General features: G+C 67.2%; 17 protein-coding genes and 1 pseudogene. 6 read left to right on the forward strand and 12 right to left on the reverse strand.

The window, feature by feature from the left end:
- Positions 1-15: 15 nt before the first annotated feature.
- The 7 genes from CG716_RS03250 to CG716_RS30045 are packed head-to-tail and all read right to left on the reverse strand — an operon-like array spanning position 16 to position 5,422.
- On the reverse strand, positions 16-1,194 hold the full coding sequence (locus tag CG716_RS03250; RefSeq protein ID WP_410430907.1) for a class I SAM-dependent methyltransferase: 1,179 nt from the start codon (positions 1,192-1,194) through the stop codon (positions 16-18).
- Positions 1,194-2,192 carry a class I SAM-dependent methyltransferase gene (locus tag CG716_RS03255; protein WP_165774007.1) on the reverse strand — a complete coding sequence of 333 codons (999 nt, stop codon included), beginning with the start codon at positions 2,190-2,192 and terminating at the stop codon, positions 1,194-1,196. The genes CG716_RS03250 and CG716_RS03255 overlap by 1 nt, the downstream gene beginning before the upstream one ends.
- Before the next feature lie 10 nt (positions 2,193-2,202).
- Positions 2,203-2,916 (reverse strand): enoyl-CoA hydratase, encoded by a 714-nt coding sequence (locus tag CG716_RS03260; RefSeq protein WP_094476375.1) that lies wholly within the window; start codon positions 2,914-2,916, stop codon positions 2,203-2,205.
- A 1-nt stretch (position 2,917) separates the two neighbouring features.
- Entirely contained in the window at positions 2,918-3,691 is a 774-nt protein-coding gene (locus CG716_RS03265; RefSeq protein ID WP_234817704.1) for an NUDIX hydrolase, read from the reverse strand.
- A gap of 44 nt (positions 3,692-3,735) precedes the next feature.
- Positions 3,736-4,593: an ABC transporter ATP-binding protein gene (locus tag CG716_RS03270; protein WP_094476378.1), complete on the reverse strand. Its 858-nt coding sequence runs from the start codon at positions 4,591-4,593 to the stop codon at positions 3,736-3,738.
- Positions 4,536-5,249 (reverse strand): membrane protein YczE, encoded by a 714-nt coding sequence (yczE, locus tag CG716_RS03275; protein WP_094476380.1) that lies wholly within the window; start codon positions 5,247-5,249, stop codon positions 4,536-4,538. The genes CG716_RS03270 and yczE overlap by 58 nt, the downstream gene beginning before the upstream one ends.
- On the reverse strand, positions 5,246-5,422 hold the full coding sequence (locus tag CG716_RS30045; protein WP_165773999.1) for a hypothetical protein: 177 nt from the start codon (positions 5,420-5,422) through the stop codon (positions 5,246-5,248). The genes yczE and CG716_RS30045 overlap by 4 nt, the downstream gene beginning before the upstream one ends.
- 65 nt (positions 5,423-5,487) lie before the next feature.
- Here CG716_RS30045 and yczR point away from each other — a divergent pair, with 65 nt between their 5' ends.
- Complete coding sequence (gene yczR, locus CG716_RS03285) at positions 5,488-6,933, forward strand: MocR-like transcription factor YczR (protein WP_094476384.1); 1,446 nt, start codon at positions 5,488-5,490, stop codon at positions 6,931-6,933.
- Between the two features lie 14 nt (positions 6,934-6,947).
- On the opposite strand, the gene serB is transcribed toward yczR, so the two are convergent.
- Positions 6,948-8,180 carry a phosphoserine phosphatase SerB gene (gene serB, locus CG716_RS03290; RefSeq protein WP_094476386.1) on the reverse strand — a complete coding sequence of 411 codons (1,233 nt, stop codon included), beginning with the start codon at positions 8,178-8,180 and terminating at the stop codon, positions 6,948-6,950.
- 24 nt (positions 8,181-8,204) lie between these two features.
- Positions 8,205-9,902, reverse strand: a complete 1,698-nt coding sequence (ctaD, locus tag CG716_RS03295; protein WP_094476388.1) for an aa3-type cytochrome oxidase subunit I — start codon at positions 9,900-9,902, stop codon at positions 8,205-8,207.
- Between the two features lie 244 nt (positions 9,903-10,146).
- Between ctaD and CG716_RS03300 the strand changes: the two genes are divergently transcribed.
- The 3 genes from CG716_RS03300 to CG716_RS03310 all read left to right on the forward strand — a co-directional run bounded on the left by CG716_RS03300 (position 10,147) and on the right by CG716_RS03310 (position 12,689).
- Positions 10,147-11,208, forward strand: coding sequence for an iron-siderophore ABC transporter substrate-binding protein (locus CG716_RS03300; protein ID WP_207760563.1), 1,062 nt, complete (start codon positions 10,147-10,149; stop codon positions 11,206-11,208).
- Positions 11,209-11,225: 17 nt separating this feature from the next.
- Entirely contained in the window at positions 11,226-11,501 is a 276-nt protein-coding gene (locus CG716_RS03305; RefSeq protein ID WP_094476390.1) for a YciI family protein, read from the forward strand.
- Positions 11,502-11,636: 135 nt separating this feature from the next.
- On the forward strand, positions 11,637-12,689 hold the full coding sequence (locus CG716_RS03310) for an NAD(P)-dependent alcohol dehydrogenase (protein ID WP_094476392.1): 1,053 nt from the start codon (positions 11,637-11,639) through the stop codon (positions 12,687-12,689).
- On the opposite strand, the gene CG716_RS03315 is transcribed toward CG716_RS03310, so the two are convergent.
- Entirely contained in the window at positions 12,690-13,019 is a 330-nt protein-coding gene (locus CG716_RS03315) for a DUF3349 domain-containing protein (protein WP_094476629.1), read from the reverse strand. It lies immediately after the preceding gene.
- A 73-nt stretch (positions 13,020-13,092) separates the two neighbouring features.
- Positions 13,093-13,965, reverse strand: a complete 873-nt coding sequence (locus CG716_RS03320) for an alpha/beta fold hydrolase (protein WP_094476394.1) — start codon at positions 13,963-13,965, stop codon at positions 13,093-13,095.
- Between the two features lie 101 nt (positions 13,966-14,066).
- Between CG716_RS03320 and CG716_RS03325 the strand changes: the two are divergent.
- Together CG716_RS03325 and CG716_RS03330 are read left to right on the forward strand one after the other, a co-directional pair.
- Positions 14,067-14,389 (forward strand): annotated as a pseudogene (locus CG716_RS03325) (ABC transporter permease); the annotation flags it as partial.
- Positions 14,390-14,401: 12 nt separating this feature from the next.
- Positions 14,402-17,035 (forward strand): FAD/NAD(P)-binding protein, encoded by a 2,634-nt coding sequence (locus CG716_RS03330; RefSeq protein WP_133066858.1) that lies wholly within the window; start codon positions 14,402-14,404, stop codon positions 17,033-17,035.
- Positions 17,036-17,578: 543 nt separating this feature from the next.
- Here the strand turns inward: CG716_RS03330 and nrdF are convergent.
- Positions 17,579-18,553, reverse strand: a complete 975-nt coding sequence (gene nrdF, locus CG716_RS03335; protein ID WP_094476398.1) for a class 1b ribonucleoside-diphosphate reductase subunit beta — start codon at positions 18,551-18,553, stop codon at positions 17,579-17,581.
- Positions 18,554-18,684 lie beyond the last annotated feature (131 nt).

Below are 18,684 nucleotides of genomic sequence, written 5' to 3' on the forward strand. Positions count from 1 at the left end.
CCAGCGTACCCGTGGCTAGCGCCTCACGGGAGACGGTCGGCACAGGAACACCGCCGTGCGTTCGCCTGCGCCCGAGCCGATCCGGGTGATCACCAGTGAGATTGACGAGTGGCCTGCCGGGCGCAGACGGCGCCGCAGCGCGTCGGGGTCGACATCGACCCCGCGCACCAGGATCTCCAGCTGCCCGCAGTCATGGTGTGAGAGCGCTTGCCGCAACACCTTTTCCCGCAACGGCAGCTCGTCGAGCACTTCGAACCCGCGGACACCGGCAGGCACGTGATCGCCAGTGAGATAGGCGATGTCGGGGTCGAGCTGCCACAGTCCGTGCCGGGCGGCGTAATGCCGGACCAGCCCGGCGCGCACGATCGCACCGTCGGGGTCCACGATCCAGCGCCCGGCGGGGCCGGCCGGGCAGTCGTCGGGCTCGGCGTCGGTGACCACCTCGTCGCGGTCGAGCACACAAGCCCGGCGGTGCACTCCCCCGCCGGCCAGTTCCGCCGACCACAGGCAAGCCTCGCGCACCGAGCCGCCGGCCGAAGTCACCTCGATCTCGCCGTCGAAGCCCAGTTCGCGAACCGCGTCGAAATCGATTCCCGGCGCGCATTTCACGACGGTGGGCCGCCCGCGGTAGGTGTCGAGTACCGCGTCCAGCGGCGGGACGTAGTCGCGGGGATCGAAGCGTCGCCGTCCGCCCGATCGCCGGGCCGGGTCCAGCAGGACCACGGCGTCACGGCTGATCGGGTGCAGCGCGTCGGCGCGGAACAGGGGCACATCGGGCACGTTGTGGCGCGCCATCGCCAGGCGCACATCGTCGATATCGCTGCCGATGACTGTGGCGGCGGTCGAGCGCAGGGCCGCCAGTTCGGTGCCGATCGAACAGGTCGCGTCGTGCACCACCGCACCGGCAAGCCGGGTAGCCCGGTGCCGGGCCACCGGCGCCGCAGTGGCCTGCTGCAGCGCATCGTCGGTGAACAGCCACCCGGTCACGTCGGCGAGCTCGCCGAGCTTGGCGGCCGCCTTGCGGCGCAGCAGGGTCGTTTCGATCAGCGCGGTGCTGCGCTCGGCGAAGCCCCTCCGGATCGCGGCCACGTCGGCCACGCGGCTGGCGTCGGTCAGCGGATAGCCTGCGACCTGGGCCAGCGCCGCCTCCCCGGCGTCACTGGTGAGGTAGGTGACGTCGTCGCGCCCGAAGATCAGGACGGTTTGACCCCGGTGATCATGACGTTGTAGTACCAGCCCTTGGGCACCACGCGGCGCCAGACGTTGTCGTCAATCCAGCTCAGCCCGATCCAGCTGTTGAATGCAAACTTCGCGTAACCCCAGCCCAGCTTCCCGGGCGGCACGGCGGCCTCGAAGGTGCGCAGCGGCCAGCCCAGCATCGCGGCGGTGAACTCCGTCGTCGTCGTCGACACGTCGACGGCGCCGGCGCTGCGGGCCATCCGCTCCAAGTCGTCGGGGTCGAAGGTGTGCAGGTCGACGACCGCTTCCAGGGCCGCCGCGCGCGACGACTCGTCGAGTTCGGCCTGCGGCCGTCGCCAGCCCTCCAGGCCGGGCAGCTTGGTGGCGTTGGTGGCCACCCGCCAGGTCAGTGTCGACAGCGACCGGGCGTAGGTGTTGCCCACGCTGGTGGGTTCGCCGGCGAACACAAACCGCCCGCCAGGCTTGAGCACCCGGACGACCTCACGCAACGACTTCTCGACGTCGGGAATGTGGTGCAGGACAGCATGCCCGACGACGAGGTCGAACGTGTCGTCCTCGTAGGGCACACCCTCGGCATCCGCGACCCGCCCGTCGATGTCCAGGCCCAGGTTCTCGCCGTTGCGGGTGGCGACCTTGACCATGCCCGGCGACAGGTCGGTGACCGAGCCGCGCCGGGCCACCCCGGCCTGGATCAGATTGAGCAGGAAGAAACCACTGCCGCAGCCCAGCTCCAGCGCACGGTCGTAGGGCAGCTCACGCAGTTCCTCCGGCGGCACGGTGGCGTCGAAGAGGTTGCGGGCGTAGTCCACGCAGCGCTTGTCGTACGAGATCGACCACTTGTCGTCGTAGGTTTCGGCTTCCCAGTCGTGGTACAGGATCTGGGCCAGCTTGCTGTCCTTCAACGCCGCTTCCACCTGCTCAGCGGTGGCGTGCGGAGTCGGAGCGGGGTCGCCCGCGACATCAGACACAGTGCCGTGGTCCTTCGGATTCATGCAGGGCAGCCTAACTGCTCTCGCCCGCGGCGAAGACCTCGCCGTAGCGTTCTGCCTGCTCACCGGCATCGAGGCGGCCATCGATCAGCGCCTTCGCACCGGCCAGTGCGCTGGGTGCGATGTCCACGAACCGGTCCGCCCAGGCCGCGGCGGCATCGAAGACGAGGTCGGGAGCCACCATCTCGTCGATCAGCCCGAGCGTCAGCGCTTCCTTGGCATCGACGAAACGGCCGCTGAAGGCCATCTCCTTGGCCCGCGCCGGACCGATCGCCCGAGCCAGCCGTTCACCGCCCCCACCACCGGGGACCAGACCGGCCAGGATCTCGGTGGCGCCCAGCTTGGCGTTGTCGCCGCTGACCCGCCAGTCGGCGGCGAGCGCCAGGCTGAGTCCGGCGCCCAGGGCGTAGCCGGTGATGGCCGCGACGGTCGGCTTGGGGATGGCCGCGACGGCGTCGATCGCGTCGCGGCGCAGCAGGTCGGCGGCTTCGGCTTCGGCGCGGTTCAGCGTGCGCAATTCCGGGACGTCGTCGCCGACCGAGAAGATCTCGTGACCGCCGAACAGGATCACGGTGGCGATGTCGGTGCGGTCGGCCAGCTCACCGGCCGCCGAGATGAGCTCGCGGTAGGTCTGCCGGGTCAGCCCGTTGGTCGGCGGCCGGGACACCAGCAGCACCCCGACGCCCGGGTGCTGGCCCCCCACATGGATGCTGACGAACTCGCGCACGTCACTCGCCGCCGTAACCCGCCGGGCTGCGGCGGTTGCGGGCTGCGTTGTAACGGTCACTGTTGAAGAACTCGATCTCCCAATTACCTTCGCGGACAGCCAAATTGGGCTGCACGACCACAATCTGGCGGTCCAGGCCCAGCACCTCGCCGACCGTGCGCCCGGCCAGTGAGTCCAGCTGCGTCCAGGTTGGCGGCAGCAGGAACGACCGGGCCTCGGCGAAGTCCTCCAGCGCGTCCTCAGGGCTGGTCCACGCCACCTGCTCGGATTCGGTGTTGTGGCCGTCGGCGCGCTGGCCGTCCGGGAGGGCGCCGACGAAGAAGTAGGTGTCGTAGCGGCGGGTGCGCTCCTCTTCGGGGGTGACCCAGTTGGCCCACGGCCTCAGCAGGTCGGCCCGCAACACGAGGTGTTCCCGCCGCAGGAATTCCGAGAACGACAGGCTGCGGTCCACCAGGGCCGCGCGGGCGTCGCGGTAGATCGACGCGTCGGCGACGATGCCGTCGGGATCATCGGCAGGCCCGGCGAACAGCACCCCGGATTCCTCGAACGTCTCGCGGGCCGCGGCGCACACCAGCGCTTCGGCGAGGTCTTCGTCGATGCCGAACCGCGCGGCCCACCAGTCCGGCCCGGGGCCGTACCAGGCGATGTCGGAGTTGCGATCACGGTCGTCGACCCCGCCGCCGGGGAACACCATCACTCCGCCGGCGAACTCCATCGCGCGGTGCCGGCGCATGAGAAAGACCTCGACACCGTCAGGGGTGTCCCGGATCAGCATCACCGTCGCCGCCGGACGGATCGGCAGTGGTTCGGGCTTATCGGTCACAATCGCCTCCTGTGGGCCGCGCGACTGCGCACGCGCCGGGCGAAGTAGCGGCCGTCGATAGTCTCCAGCGCGATCGATTGGCCGAACGCGGCGGACAGGTTCTCCGATGTCAGCGTGTCATGCAGCAGACCACTGGCCACGACCTGGCCCTCGGACAGGATCAGGGCATGGCTGAAGCCGGGCGGGATCTCCTCGACGTGATGGGTGACCAGCACCAGTGCCGGCGCATCGGGGTCGGCGGCCAGATCGGCCAGCCGCGCCACCAGTTCCTCACGGCCGCCGAGGTCCAGGCCGGCCGCGGGTTCGTCGAGCAGCAGCAGCTCCGGGTCGGTCATCAGCGAGCGGGCGATGAGCACCCGCTTGCGTTCGCCTTCTGAGAGGGTGCCGTAAGTGCGTTCGGCCAGGTGCTCGGCGCCGACGCCTTCCAGGGTGTCGACGGCTTGGGCGTAGTCGACGTCCTCGTAGGTCTCCCGCCACCGGCCCAGCACGGCGTAGCCGGCCGACACGACCAGGTCGCGGACCACTTCGTCGTCGGGCACCCGCTGGGACAGCGCCGAGCTGCTCAGCCCGACCCGCTGGCGCAGTTCGGCCATATCGGTGCGGCCCAGGCGCTCGCCGAGCACGTAGGCGGTGCCCGTGGACGGATGTTCCATCGCCGCGGCGATGCGCAGCAGCGAGGTCTTGCCGGCGCCGTTCGGGCCGATCACGACCCAGCGTTCGTCGAGTTCGACCTGCCAGGTGACGGGCCCGACCAAGGCCCGACCCCCGCGGCGCAGCGAAACTTTCCGGAAGTCGATCAGCAGGTCGGGGTCGACCTCGTCGGCGGCGTCGGGCACTGCACCATCGTGCCGCATTCGCCGCGCTCCGTACTTCTGGGGTCGTTGCGATTTCGGGTGTGTCCAACGATGTGCGCCCAGCCGCTGACGGCCAGTACCGGCTTGGGTGTCAGCCGCAGCACCAGTTGCACCATGGGCCCGATCCCGAACGCGTAGATCACCGTGCCGACGCCGACGCTGCCGCCGAGCAGCCAACCCGCACTCAGCACGGTGGCCTCGATCGCCGTTCGCACCAAGCGCACCGAAAGTCCGCTCCGCGCAACCAGTCCCGTCATCAGTCCGTCACGGGGACCGGGCCCGAGACCGGCACCGACGTAGAGGACGGTGGCCACGGCGTTGAGTACGACGGCGCCCAGCATGACGGCGATCCGGGCGCCGATCGATTCGGGTGCGGTCAGCACGGCCAGCCCGGCGTCGACGGTCATCGCGATGACGATGACGTTGGCGATGGTGCCGATACCCGGTTTGTTCCGCAGCGGGATCCAAGCCAGCAGCACGACGACGCCGACCACCGCGGAGGCCACCCCGATGCTCATCGAGGTGTGCCGGGTCAGCCCCTGGTGCAACACGTCCCACGGATCGAGACCGAGTCCCGCGCGCACCATCATCGCCATCGAGAGGCCGTAGCAGGCCAGGCCAATCAGCAGCGCGACCCCGCGCAGCGTGGCGTTCACCGGTGGTCGGAGAACCGCACGCGCAGTGCGTCGAGGTCGCCGCGCATCCGGCGAACGTCGGCGTCGATCTCATCCCCTCTGGACCATCCGGTGGTTGTCGGATTCCACGGGCCGTGATCGGTGTCCAGTAACGCGGCCAACCGGTGGGCCACTCGGGAGAACCAGGTACTCATGACAGCCATGGTTGCGGCGAACTGGCTTGCCGATCAATAGCCAGTTGACGCATACTGGCATGCAAATGGCGACAACAATGGCGGCCAGGGCCCTAGATCCGGACCTATTGGCCCGTGAATTGGGCAACTGGCGTACCTCAAGCCGCAGTGGCCCTTCTTATCAGGCGCTGGCCGACGGGTTGCGGATGCTGATCGTCGACGGGCGGCTACCGGTCGGGTCGCGGCTACCCAGTGAGCGCATGCTGGCAGACGTGCTGCGGGTCTCGCGCACCACGGTCACCGCCGCGTACGCCGAACTGGGCGAGAGTGGCTACCTGCATGCGCGGCGAGGAGCGCGCAGCACGATCGCACTTCCCCACACCCCGGTGCCGGTGCCCGGCGAGGTGCCGGCCGCGATCAACCTGGCTTCCGCGTCACTGGCCGCACCGGCCAGCGCGGTGCAGGAAGCGTTCACCGAGGCCGCCCGCCAGTCGGCCTCCTACCTGCAGCACACCGGCCACGACATGCACGGGGTCTTGGCCTTTCGTACCGCGATCGCCGAACGCTATTGCGCCAGAGGGCTTCCCACCACCCCCGAGCAGGTGATGGTGACCAGCGGGGCACAACACGCGATCGCTTTGATCCTGGCGACCTACGCGCAGCCGGGCGATCGGGTGCTCGTCGAGCAGCCCACTTATCACGGTGTGCTCACCGCGATCGCCACCGCGGGAGCGCGGCCGGTTCCGGTCGCGATGACGGGCGAGGGTTGGGAACTCGACGCCGTCCACGCCGCGGTGCGGCAGCTTGCGCCCACGCTGGCCTACCTGGTGCCCGACAACCACAACCCGACCGGGCTGTCGATGTCGGCTGCCGATCGAAAGCGGATGTGCGTCATCATTTCCGAGACGCGCACCCGCACGATCATCGACGAGACCATGACCGACGTCTGGCTCGACGAGCCAGTGCCACCGCCGCTGGCCGCCTCGATGACCTCGCGGGCCGACCTGGTGATGACGATCGGCTCGATGTCGAAGTCGTTCTGGGGCGGTATGCGGATCGGTTGGATCCGGGCCGAGCCGAGCGTGCTTGCGACCGTCCGCGCGGTGCGCCCGTCGATCGACCTGGGCACGTCGGTGATCGAACAACTGGCTGCGGCTTGGCTTCTCACCGAGCGCGCCGATGACGTGCTGCCCGAACGCCGGGAGATCTTGCGGGGGCGGCGCGCGCTGCTGCTGGAACTGCTCGACGAGCACCTCCCCGACTGGCGCCCGCTGCCCGGCACGGGTGGGATGTCGATGTGGGTGCAACTGCCCGCCCCGGTCAGTTCGGCGATGTGCGCGTCGGCCTCCCGGTTGGGCGTCGAACTGCCACCCGGTCCGCGTTTCGGCGTCGACGGCACACTCGAGCGGTTCGTCCGAATTCCGTTCGCACTGCCAGACGACGAGCTGACCGAAGCCATCGAGTTGCTTGGCCGGGCCTGGCGCAGCATCACCGGATCGACCGCCCCCGAGACGACGGCCGTGGTGATCTAGCCGACGAAACCCGCTTACTCCGTCGGGATCTCGACCCGGCGCACCATGCCGTCGACGGCGTCGGCAGCCTCGATCTCAGCGCGGGTGACCCCCAGGATGAACAACACCGTGTCCAGATACGGATGGCTCAGCGACGCGTCGGCGACCTCTCGCAGCGCGGGCTTGGCATTGAACGCCACCCCGAGGCCGGCAGCCGCGAGCATGTCGATGTCGTTGGCGCCGTCACCGACGGCCACGGTCTGCTCCATCGGAACCCCGACCTGCTGGGCGAAGTCGCGCAGTGCCTTAGCTTTTCCGGCCCGATCGACCACTTCGCCGACCACCCGTCCGGTCAGTTTGCCGTCGACGATCTCCAATTCGTTGGCCGCCACGAAATCCAGCATCAGTTCGTGGGCCAGCGGGTCAATGACCTGACGGAAGCCACCCGACACCACCCCGCAATGAAAACCCAAGCGCCGCAACGTCCGAATGGTGGTGCGCGCCCCCGGGGTGAGTTCGATCTGATCGGCGACCTCGTCGAGTACCTCGGCGGGCAGGCCGGCCAGCGTGGCCACCCGACGGTGCAGCGACTCCGCGAAGTCCAGCTCCCCGCGCATGGCCGCTTCGGTGACGGCCGCGACGGCCTCCTCCGCGCCGGCGTGCGCGGCCAGCATCTCGATGACCTCGCCCTGGATCAGCGTTGAGTCCACGTCGAACACGATGAGCCGCTTGGCCCGTCGTTCCAGGCTGTAGTTCTCGACCGCGATGTCCAGGCCCTGCTCGGCGGCCACCCGGGCCAGTACCGTCCGCAGTTCCCCGCCGACCCCGGCGGGCACCGACACCCGCAGCTCCAACCCAGTCACCGGGTAGTCGGAGACACCGCGGATGAAGTCGATGTTCACCCCAAGCGCGGCCGCCCCGCGGGCCACCACGCCGAACGCCGCCGCGGTGATAGGGCGACCGAGCACCACGATGGTATGGGTGGATGGCTCGCGGATGATCGGCATGTCATCGCTGCGTTCGATCGTGACGTCCAGCCCGACCCGGTTGATGGCATCGGTCACGTCGTCGCGCAGCTGCGTGCCATTGGCCACGTCAGCGTGGCCCGAGACGAGCACCCCCAGCGTCAGCCGCCCGCGGATCACGACCTGCTCGACGTTGAGCAGATCCACTTCATGACGGGCCAGCACCTCGAAGAGCGCCGAGGTGACGCCAGGCTGATCGACACCGGTGACGGTGATCAGCACCGACACCTTGGACATGGTCATACCTGAAAGGTCGGGTATCCCGCGTTAGGTACGGACGTGCTCGTCGTCGAGGCGGGTCACGTCACCGTCATCCGGGCCGTGCGCACGCCCAACGTGAGCCTCGCGACGCATCCGCTCGACCATGTGCGGGTAGTGCAGCTCGAAAGCGGGTCGCTCCGAACGGATCCGGGGCAGCTCGGTGAAGTTGTGCCGAGGCGGCGGGCATGAGGTGGCCCACTCCAGCGAATTGCCGTAACCCCACGGATCGTCGACGGTCACGACCTCGCCATAGCGCCAGCTCTTGAAGACGTTCCAGACGAACGGCAGCACCGACACACCCAGGATGAACGCGCCGATCGTGGACACGATGTTCAGCGTCTCGAAGCCGTCGGACGGCAGATAGTCGGCGTAGCGGCGCGGCATGCCCTTGTTGCCCAGCCAGTGCTGCACCAGGAAGGTGGTGTGGAAGCCGATGAAGGTCAGCCAGAAGTGCAGCTTGCCCAGCCGCTCGTCGAGCAGGCGTCCGGTCATCTTCGGGAACCAGAAGTAGATACCGGCGTATGTCGCGAACACGATCGTGCCGAACAGCACGTAGTGGAAGTGTGCGACCACGAAGTAGCTGTCGCTCACGTGGAAATCGAGGGGCGGGCTGGCCAGCAGCACACCCGACAGGCCACCGAGAAGGAATGTCACCAGGAAGCCGATGGAGAACAGCATCGGCGTCTCGAACGTGAGCTGGCCCTTCCACATCGTGCCGATCCAGTTGAAGAACTTGATGCCGGTGGGCACCGCGATCAGGAACGTCATGAACGAGAAGAACGGCAGCAGCACGGCGCCCGTGACGTACATGTGGTGGGCCCACACCGCGACCGACAGCGCCGCGATGCTGATCGTGGCGTAGATCAGGGTGGTGTACCCGAAGATCGGCTTGCGGGAGAACACCGGGAAGATCTCCGACACGATGCCGAAGAACGGCAGCGCGATGATGTACACCTCAGGGTGGCCGAAGAACCAGAACAGGTGCTGGAAGAGCATGGTGCCGCCGTTGGCGGGGTCGTAGATGTGCGCGCCCAGGTGGCGGTCGGCAGCCAGGCCGAACAACGCGGCGGTCAGCAGCGGGAAGGCCACCAGCACCAGGATCGACGTGACGAAGATGTTCCAGGTGAAGATCGGCATCCGGAACATGGTCATGCCGGGAGCGCGCATGCAGACCACGGTGGTGATCATGTTGACGCCGCCGAGGATGGTGCCGAGACCACCGACGGCCAGGCCGAGAATCCACAGGTCACCGCCGGCCCCGGGGCTGTGCATGGCGTCCGACAGCGGGGTGTAGGCGGTCCAGCCGAAGTCGGCGGCACCGCCCGGGGTGATGAAGCCCGCCAGCGCGATCATCGCGCCGAAGACGAACAGCCAGAACGACAGCGCGTTCAGCCGGGGGAAGGCCACATCGGGGGCGCCGATCTGCAGCGGCAGTACCAGGTTGGCGAACCCGAACACGATCGGCGTCGCGTAGAACAGCAGCATCGCGGTGCCGTGCATGGTGAACAGCTGGTTGTACTGCTCATTGGAGAGGAACTGCAGACCTGGAACGGCCAGCTCGGCGCGGATGAACAGCGCCATCAAACCGCCGAGGAAGAAGAAGATGAAGCAGGCGACGCAGTACATGATGCCGATCAGCTTGTGATCGGTGGTGGTCACCAACTTGTAGATCAGATTGCCCTTGGGGCCCATCCGTGCAGGCATGGGCCGAGTGGCCTCGAGTTCTCCCCGCGAAGGCACAACGGCAGTCAACGGTCCTCCAAAATCAGTTAGCGCACCCGAGAACGTGTAGTTGATCCTAACCGTCCGTCGCCGCCGATGGGGTGTGGGTCCTACATTCTGTCGTATTTGTGGCGGCGACACCTCCGGCCGCAGCTCAGCGGGCCTGTGACAGCCGGGTGTTACGGTCGGCGTCGTGCTGATCGGCGTCGTGCGTCCGGGTGTCGTGATGGCGGCCGGGGCGGTTCTCACAGCGGTCGCCATGACGGTCGTCAGCGGGTGCTCAGATTCACCGGAAAAGCCGGCCGCGGCGACGCGCAGCGTCGTCACCAGTACCACCAAGATCGCGGGTGCCGGCGTCCTGGGAAATCAGCGCCGGCCCGACGAATCGTGTGCGCCGGAGCCGGCCCGGCTGGATCCGGCGCCGCCGGGCCCCATCCGGCACGCCGCCGGGGAGACCACGGTGGTGGCCGACCCGGAACGCATCGTCGTGCTGGCCGGCGACGAGCTCGACGCGCTGTGCGCGCTGGGTCTGCAATCCCGGATCGTGGCCGCCGCGCTGCCCGACGGGGCCACCAGCCAGCCGTCGTATCTGGGCACCGTCATCCACAACGTGCCCGGCGCCGGTTCCCGCAGCGCACCCGATCTCAACGCGATCGCGGCCGCCAAGCCGGATCTGATCCTGGGCTCGCAGGCGCTGACCCCGCAGTCCTATGAGGCGTTGTCGGCCATCGCCCCGACGGTGTTCACCGACGCACCCGGCGCCAAGTGGCAGGACAATCTGCGCACCACCGGTGCGGCGACCGGACGCGCTGACGCCGCCGGCGACCTGGTCGGCGATTTCGCCGAGCAGGCCAAGCAGAAGGGCATCGCTAACGACGCCGCCCACTTCCAGGCCTCCATCGTGCAAATCACCGACACCACCATGCGGGTGTACGGCGCGGACAATTTCCCGGCCTCGGTGTTGGCCGATGTCGGGGTGGATCGCCCTGCGGCACAACGATTTACCGACAAGCCCTACGTCGAGATCGGGATTTCCGACGCTGATCTGGACCGTACGGCGGATCTCTCCCCTGCCGACGGCGACATCGTGTACCTGTCGTTCGCGTCGCAGGCGGCAAAGGACCGGGCACCGGCGATCCTCGACAGCGCGCCGTGGCGTGCGCTGTCGGCCAATCGCGACAACCGGGTCTTCATCGTCAACAACGAGGTGTGGCAGACCGGCCAGGGCCTGGTCGCCGCGCGCGGCATTCTCGACGACCTGCGCTGGCTCAACGCGCCGATCAATTAGCGGTAATCTTCGTCACTGTGTTCCATGTGTTGATCGGCACGTATACGCAACCGGCTGAGGTGGTCGAGAAGACCCGACCGGCCCATCTGGCCTGGCTGAGCGAGGAGGTCGGCGCCGGGCGTCTACTTGTCGCCGGCAGGCAGGAGTCTGGCCTTGGTGGCCTGCTGTTCAGCGCAGACATCAGTACCGAGGACGTCGCCGACATCATCGCCCGTGACCCGTACACGCTGGCCGGCGTCGCCACCTATCAGCGGGTGTCATTCAACGGCGCGGTTCGCGCCGACGGGTTATAAATCTCTCAACCGGGATTAGGCACCCGCCGCGCTGGGTTATACCCACCGTCGCAGCGTCGCGACATTTTCTATTACCGAAACGCTGAGTCGATCAGTGCTGCCTGAGACGCGAACACAAGGACAAACAAGACAACAATGAGCACAGTTACCGCGTATGCCGCCACCTCCGCCACGGAGCCGTTGGCCAAGACCACCATTACCCGCCGCGACGTCGGCGCCCACGACGTCAAGCTCGACATCCATTTCGCCGGCATCTGCCACTCCGACATCCACACCGTGCGCGGTGAGTGGGGTGACGTGAAGTACCCGATGGTGCCCGGTCACGAGATTGCCGGTGTCGTAACCGAAGTCGGGCCCGAGGTCACCAAGTACCAAGTGGGCGACCGCGTAGGCGTCGGCTGTTTCGTCGACTCCTGCCGCGAGTGCGCCAACTGCAAAGCCGGCGTTGAACAGTACTGCAGCAATCCGGGCATGGTCGGCACCTACAACGGTGTCGGCAGCGACGGACAGCCCACCCAGGGCGGCTATAGCGGCGCGATCGTCGTCGACGAGAACTACGTGCTGCGGATTCCCGACAGCATCGCGCTGGACGCGGCAGCACCACTGCTGTGCGCAGGCATCACGCTCTATTCGCCGCTGCGGCACTGGAATACCGGACCGAACAAGCAGGTTGCGGTCATCGGCCTCGGCGGCCTGGGCCACGTCGGGGTGAAACTCGCCAAGGCGATGGGCGCCCACGTGACCGTGCTGAGCCAGTCGCTGAAGAAGATGGAAGACGGCCTACGGCTTGGCGCGGACGAGTACTACGCCACAAGTGACGCAACGACTTTCGAGAAGCTGGCCGGAAAGTTCGACCTGATCGTCAACACCGTGTCGGCCAATCTCGACCTGAACGCATACCTGGGCCTGCTGGCGCTGGACGGCACGCTGGTCGAGCTCGGCATGCCTGAGCATCCGATGGCCGTACCGGCGTCGGCCCTGATCTTCGGTCGGCGCAGCCTCTCCGGATCGCTGATCGGTGGGATCGCCGAGACGCAGGAGATGCTGGATTTCTGCGCCGCACACGGTGTGACACCCGAGATCGAGGTCATCACACCCGATTACATCAACGAAGCCTACGAGCGGGTGCTCGCCAGCGACGTACGGTATCGCTTCGTGATCGACACCGCATCGCTGCGCGGGGAGTAGCTACTCGCTGACGGTGTCCTCGGTCACGCCGGCCAGCGGCCAACCGGCCGCGGCCAGCGTGGCTGCGACGCGCTTGACGTTCTCCGGTCCGGCATCGTGATGGCTGACGTCCTTGATGAATTCGGCGATCTCGTCCTCATCGATGCCGCCCTCCAGCGCCGGTGAGTCTTTCGCCGTGAGGTTGGCGACGACCTCTTTGACCTGGTCCTCGGTCAGCGGGGTGGAACGCAGCAGCGCCAACAGCGGGACCCGGTCGGGACCGGGAACACCGTTCGGGTAGCCGACGCGGAGCCAATTGAGAATCGAGTGCACGAGCGACGTAGCGGTCACCAGGAAAGTCTCTCGGTTGAGTCCACACTGCGCCAGCACCGGCCACACAGTTCGCCGCCGATTCACACCGCGTTCACCTGTCGTCGCTGCACCCGGCCAGGAATTCCACGACCGCCTCCGCGAAGGCGTCGTTGCGATCGCCGGCGACCATGTGTCCGGCACCGGCGACGTCGACGAACTCGATCTGCGGGAAGCGCTCGAGAAACGCCGCGGCGCGGTCCTCGGTGACGAGGTCGCTCATCTGGCCGCGCACCAACAGCATGGGCACACCGGCGGTGAGGATCGCGTCGACCGCCGCGTTGATCCGCTCCACCTCGGTCACCTCGATGGGCGGGCGCGCTGCCGTGCCGTCGATGAACTTCGGATCCCAATGCCAGTACCAACGGCCGTCGCGGTGGCGCAGGTTGGCGCGCAGGCCGTCGAGATCGGCAGGCCGCCGCCGGTTCGGGTTGTACTCCTGGATCATGTCGGCCACCTCCTCGAGCGAATCGAAGCCCGACTCCATGCGGTCGTACATGAACTGATGGATTCGCGAGGCCCCGGACGGATCCATGTCGGGGACGATGTCCACCAGGACAAGCGCCCGTAGCGCGGCGGGCGCCAGCTCACCGGCCAGCAGCATGCCGGTGAACCCGCCCAGCGAGGCGCCGACGAGTACCGGCCGCGGCGGCAGTTCGCGCAGGAGTTCCAGCACGTCACCGGCGAAGCTGACCACGCGATAGTCGCCGTCGGCTGACCAGTCAGACTCGCCGTGCCCACGCAGGTCAACGGTGATCGCCTGCCAGCCGCGCGCCGCCACCGCGGCCGCCGCCCGTGCCCAGGAGCGGCGCGTCTGCCCGCCGCCGTGCAGGAACACCACGGATGGGGCCGCCGGGTCGCCGAGCCGGTCAGCGGCGATGCGGATGCCGTCGACGCCCGCAGCGGTGAACGGTTCGGGTGTGGGCACACAAGCAGCATCCGGGAAGATCCCCCGGACTGAAAGCACCGGTCCCAAAACCCTGAGCACTTGGGCGCCGATTGCCGGGACAAACGGCCGGTGCTGTGGCGCTCCTGTCGTTCCTCGCCAGCCGCTTCACCACCGTGGTACTGCTCGGCCAGTCGGCGGGCCTCTACGATCACTATTTCGAGGCGATCCCCATTGCGATGGCAATCCTGTTGATCCACAACTACTTTGGATTCTTCACATCCGGTGGATTTCGGGGGTCGGGGTCGCTACGGGCGACGCTGTACGCACGTCGCTCGTCGTCGTGGTCTCGGTGGCACTGCTGATTTCGCTGGCGATATACGGCAGCCAGGGGCGATTCACCCTTTGCGGGCTAGCACCCTGTGACATCCGAGGATTCCGATCCCCATCCACCTCGGACAGCTAGCATGCCTGCGTGATGCGGTTCACGATCGTAGGTGGTGGAGCTGCGGGTGTGCTCGCGGCTATCCATCTGCGTCGTCATGACCCGAACGCGCAGATCACGCTGATCGACGCGTCCGGCCGCCCCGGCACGGGTGCGGCCTACGGTACGAGCGATCCAGCCCACTTGCTGAACGTTCCGGCGCCGCGCATGTCCGCATGGCCCGACGACCCCGATCACTTCTGCCGATGGTTGAACGAACACGCCGTCTCGACGTTCGAGGGGTTCGCGCCGCGTCTCGCGTACGGCCGTTACCTGCGAGAACAACTCGCCGCCGCCGAGGTGCGGATGGAGACCGCCGAGGTGGTCGGATTGGTGCCGGGCGCGCCGGCGCAGGTGAAGCTGAGCGACGGGCGCTCGGTGTCGACAGACACCGTCGTGCTCGCGTCGGGGCGCCCCGATGGCGGCATGCCCGATTCACTGGAACGGGCATTCGCGCCGGTGCTGGCCGCCGACACCGACGGCAAGGTGGTGGTGGATCCATGGGCGCCCGGGGCGCTGGCCGCGTTGGGGGCACGACGCCCGTCCAACGTCTTGGTGATCGGCTCGGGACTCACCGGCATTGACGTCGCTCTGCATCTCATCGCGCGCGGTGCCACGATCACGTTGATCTCGCGGCACGGCGCTCTCCCGCACCGGTTCCGCAACATGGGTGCCCCTTGCGAGGTACCGCACCTCGATGCGCTCGGCGCCGACATCTCCCTGGAAAACGTGCGCGCCGCACTGGCCGCGGACCTGGCCGATGCACGCGAGGCCGGCCTGAACTGGCGGCAGGTGATCGACGGGATACGGCCGCGGACATCGCGGCTGTGGCGATCGCTGGGATGGGAAGACCAACGCCGATTCCTACGAGAAGACTTACGGCAGTGGGAAATCCTGCGTCACCGCATGCCGCCGACGGTTGCCGACGCGATAGACGCCGCCATCGGCGGTGGCCAACTGACCGTCGTGGCCGGCGAGGTCGCCGACGTGTCGCTGCGCGGTGACGGCGTCGACTTGCTGCTCACCACCACCGACGAGTCGGTCCGCAAACACGGTGACGCGGTGGTCGTGGCCACGGGCACCGCGTGGGACCGGCGATCGCTGCAGCGCTCCCCACTGTGGGCGAACCTGTTGGCCTCGGGCGTGGCATCCGTGCACCCGTGCGGCATCGGCGTTCGGCTCGACGCGGACGGACGCCTCATCGACGACACCGGTGCGACGGTCCCGGGCATCGTCTGCCTCGGTTCGATCCGGCAGGGTGAGGAGTGGGAGACCACCGCGATCCCCGAAATCCGCGCGCAAGCCGCCGCCGTCGCCAAGCTGATCGCTGACGACACCCACGACCGCCCGGTGCGTGGACCCGGCATCATCAGGGCACCGGCGCCGGTGTTGACCGGTGCGCCTGCGTCCTACGCCGAGGGCGTGCGTCGCCTGCTCGCCGTCCAGGACGGCGCGTCGATCTCGTTCGCCACCGCCGTCGCCGAGGATCCGCATCACGCGCGTGCGCACGTCGCGCTGGCCATGATCGCCACCGAGCGGCCGGACCGCGCGGGTGGCCGCGATGCGGTTGCCGGGCATCTGGCGCGGGCGCGGGCCGCACTCGCCCATGGCTCCGCCGAGGACCGCAGCCACGTCGAGGCGATCGCGACGTGGTGCGAGGAGGGCAATGCCGCGGGCACTGTAGCCCTGATCGAACATCTCGATCGCGTGCCGGATGACGCGGTCGCATTGCTCGTGCTGGCCCCGTCGATCGCGTTCGCCGGCGCCGGCGATGCGTTGCCGGACGCGTGGCAGTACGTCGAGCAGTTCACTGGTGTACACGGTGAGGCGCCGTGGTATCTGGGCTTGCGCGCGTACGGCCGCACCGAACAAGGACTCTGGTATGACGCGGCCGATCTGGCTGACGCCGCACTCGAACTCGATCCGGGCAATGGCAATGCGGCGCATGCACTTTCACACGTCCACTACGAAACCGACGCGCACGGAGCCGGATTGAAGTGGCTGACGGACTGGATCCCCAGCGACGGCAGCACGCAGCGCTATCTCCCCCATTTCCAGTGGCATGCGGCGCTGCACGAGCTGGCGATGGGCGACGCCGCCGCGGCCGCGCGTCGGTACGCCACGTTCCTTGCGCCGCCTCAGTCGCGGGATGTGCGCTGTCTGGTCGACGCCGGTTCGCTGGCTTGGCGGGCGCGCCTGCACCCGGATTGGGTAACCCCACCGGATCCGATGCCAGTGCTCGCCGAGGCCGGCTCGCTTGCGTATTCACCTCAAACGCCGTTCATCGCGTTCCACGCACTGCTGGTACTGGCTGCCGCGAATGATCCCGCGGCTATCCGCGCCATCAAGGTTCCCGGCGCGTCCGAAGAACAGGCCAACACGCTACGTTTCATCGGCGAGGGCCTGATCGCGCTGACCGAAGGCGAACCGCGTGCCGCGCTCGACTATCTCCTGGAATCGCTTCCCGGACTCCCCTCGATCGGCGGCAGTCGGGTACAGCAGGAAGTGATCCTCGAAACAGCCTTGGCCGCAATGCTTCAGCTCGGTGCACCGGGTCAAGCAGGTCGCTTGCTGTCGCGGCATCGGGCTACACCCGCGCCCCAAGTCACCCGCGGCGCGGTGAACTGACGTCGACGGCCGACAGCCGACTTGCGACTCCAGCCGTCAGGGCAAGACGCATTAATTGACGTATACGCAAACATTGCATTGCAGCCCGCATAACAACCAGCGCAGAAAGCGTGCCATTCCTGGCAAATCCCTGTGCACCACTTCTTGCTAGGGTTGATATGGAAAAAGTGCAAAGAATCCCACACTTGGCTAATCTTGTGCTCGACCCGACGACGGCATATGTTCCCCGCGTCGGATCAACAAAGTCTGGCCATAAACAGAGGTCGCGCGCATGGAGATAATCGCCTTGGGTTCCGCAGCTGCCGTTGCCGTCGCTGTGGTCAAGCTGGCTCGTGCCATACGTCGCGAGAATCACCGCATCAACGGCATGATCGAAAACGCTGACCAAATAATCGCGGATACCCGCCGACGGTTCGACGAGGCCTCTCCGATACCGAGAGTCGAGGACCCGGTTGGTAAAGATGGCGGGCAAAATGGGGGCACGACCCCGTCCGCTGGTCTCGGCGATCCCGTCGGAGGATTCGACAGCCCAGCTGTGGCTTCTTAGAAGTCCCAGTCCGCGTCTTCGGTGACGACGGCCTTACCGATCACGTAGCTGGAGCCCGACCCGGAGAAGAAGTCGTGGTTCTCGTCGGCGTTCGGCGACAGCGCGGACAAGATCGCCGGATTGACGTCGGTCTCGTCGCGCGGGAACAGCGCCTCGAAGCCCATGTTCATCAACGCCTTGTTGGCGTTGTAGCGCAGGTACTTCTTGACGTCCTCGGTCAGGCCGACGGAATCGTACAGATCCTGCGTGTACTCAATCTCGTTCTCGTACAACGCATACAGCAGCTCGTAGGCGTAGTCCTTGAGGTCCTGCTTGCGCTCCTCGGTCTGCAGCGCATAGCCCTTCTGGAACTTGTAGCCGATGTAGTAGGCGTGCACAGCCTCGTCACGGATGATCAACCGGATCAGGTCGGCGGTGTTCGTCAGCTTGGCCCGACTCGACCAGTACATCGGCAGGTAGAAGCCGGAGTAGAACAGGAACGCTTCGAGGAAGACCGAGGCGATCTTGCGCTTGAGTGCATCGTCGCCGCGGTAGTAGTCGAGGATGATCTGCGCCTTGCGCTGCAGGTTGACGTTCTCCTCAGACCAGCGGAAGGCTTCGTCGATCTCGGTGGTCGAGCACAGCGTCGAGAAGATCGAGCTGTAGCTCTTGGCGTGCACCGACTCCATGAACGTGATGTTGGTCAGCACCGCTTCTTCGTGCGGGGTCAGCGCGTCGGGGATCATGCTGACCGAGCCGACCGTGCTCTGGATGGTGTCCAGCAGCGTCAGCCCGGTGAACACCCGCATGGTCAACTGCTTCTCGTCGGCGGTCAGCGTGCCCCACGACGGGATGTCGTTGGATACCGGAACCTTCTCCGGTAGCCAGAAGTTACCGGTCAAGCGATCCCAGACTTCCGCGTCCTTTTCGTCAATGACACGGTTCCAGTTGATCGCCGTTGCCCGGTCGATCAGCTTCGCTCCATCGCTCACCGAAACCCCACTTCACCACGCTGTTTGCCCCGTTTCGGGCTGACCACCAAAACACTACCCCTGGGGTCCGACGACACGCCGCAACACAATAAGTTGTGTTTCTCCGACCCCGAACACACAGGTCCAACGCA

The organism is Mycolicibacterium sphagni, assembly GCF_002250655.1.
GTDB classification, from domain to species: Bacteria; Actinomycetota; Actinomycetes; order Mycobacteriales; family Mycobacteriaceae; genus Mycobacterium; species Mycobacterium sphagni.

Excerpts from the sequence above, each read along its gene's own strand:
- CG716_RS03255 (WP_165774007.1), bottom strand. The coding sequence starts at position 2,192 with ATGAATCCGAAGGACCACGGCACTGTGTCTGATGTCGCGGGCGACCCC.
- CG716_RS03265 (WP_234817704.1), bottom strand. The coding sequence starts at position 3,691 with ATGCTGATCCGGGACACCCCTGACGGTGTCGAGGTCTTTCTCATGCGC.
- CG716_RS03270 (WP_094476378.1), bottom strand. The coding sequence starts at position 4,593 with ATGCGGCACGATGGTGCAGTGCCCGACGCCGCCGACGAGGTCGACCCC.
- CG716_RS30045 (WP_165773999.1), bottom strand. The coding sequence starts at position 5,422 with ATGAGTACCTGGTTCTCCCGAGTGGCCCACCGGTTGGCCGCGTTACTG.
- yczR (WP_094476384.1), top strand. The coding sequence starts at position 5,488 with ATGGCGACAACAATGGCGGCCAGGGCCCTAGATCCGGACCTATTGGCC.
- serB (WP_094476386.1), bottom strand. The coding sequence starts at position 8,180 with ATGACCATGTCCAAGGTGTCGGTGCTGATCACCGTCACCGGTGTCGAT.
- ctaD (WP_094476388.1), bottom strand. The coding sequence starts at position 9,902 with ATGCCTGCACGGATGGGCCCCAAGGGCAATCTGATCTACAAGTTGGTG.
- CG716_RS03300 (WP_207760563.1), top strand. The coding sequence starts at position 10,147 with ATGGCGGCCGGGGCGGTTCTCACAGCGGTCGCCATGACGGTCGTCAGC.
- CG716_RS03310 (WP_094476392.1), top strand. The coding sequence starts at position 11,637 with ATGAGCACAGTTACCGCGTATGCCGCCACCTCCGCCACGGAGCCGTTG.
- CG716_RS03330 (WP_133066858.1), top strand. The coding sequence starts at position 14,402 with ATGCGGTTCACGATCGTAGGTGGTGGAGCTGCGGGTGTGCTCGCGGCT.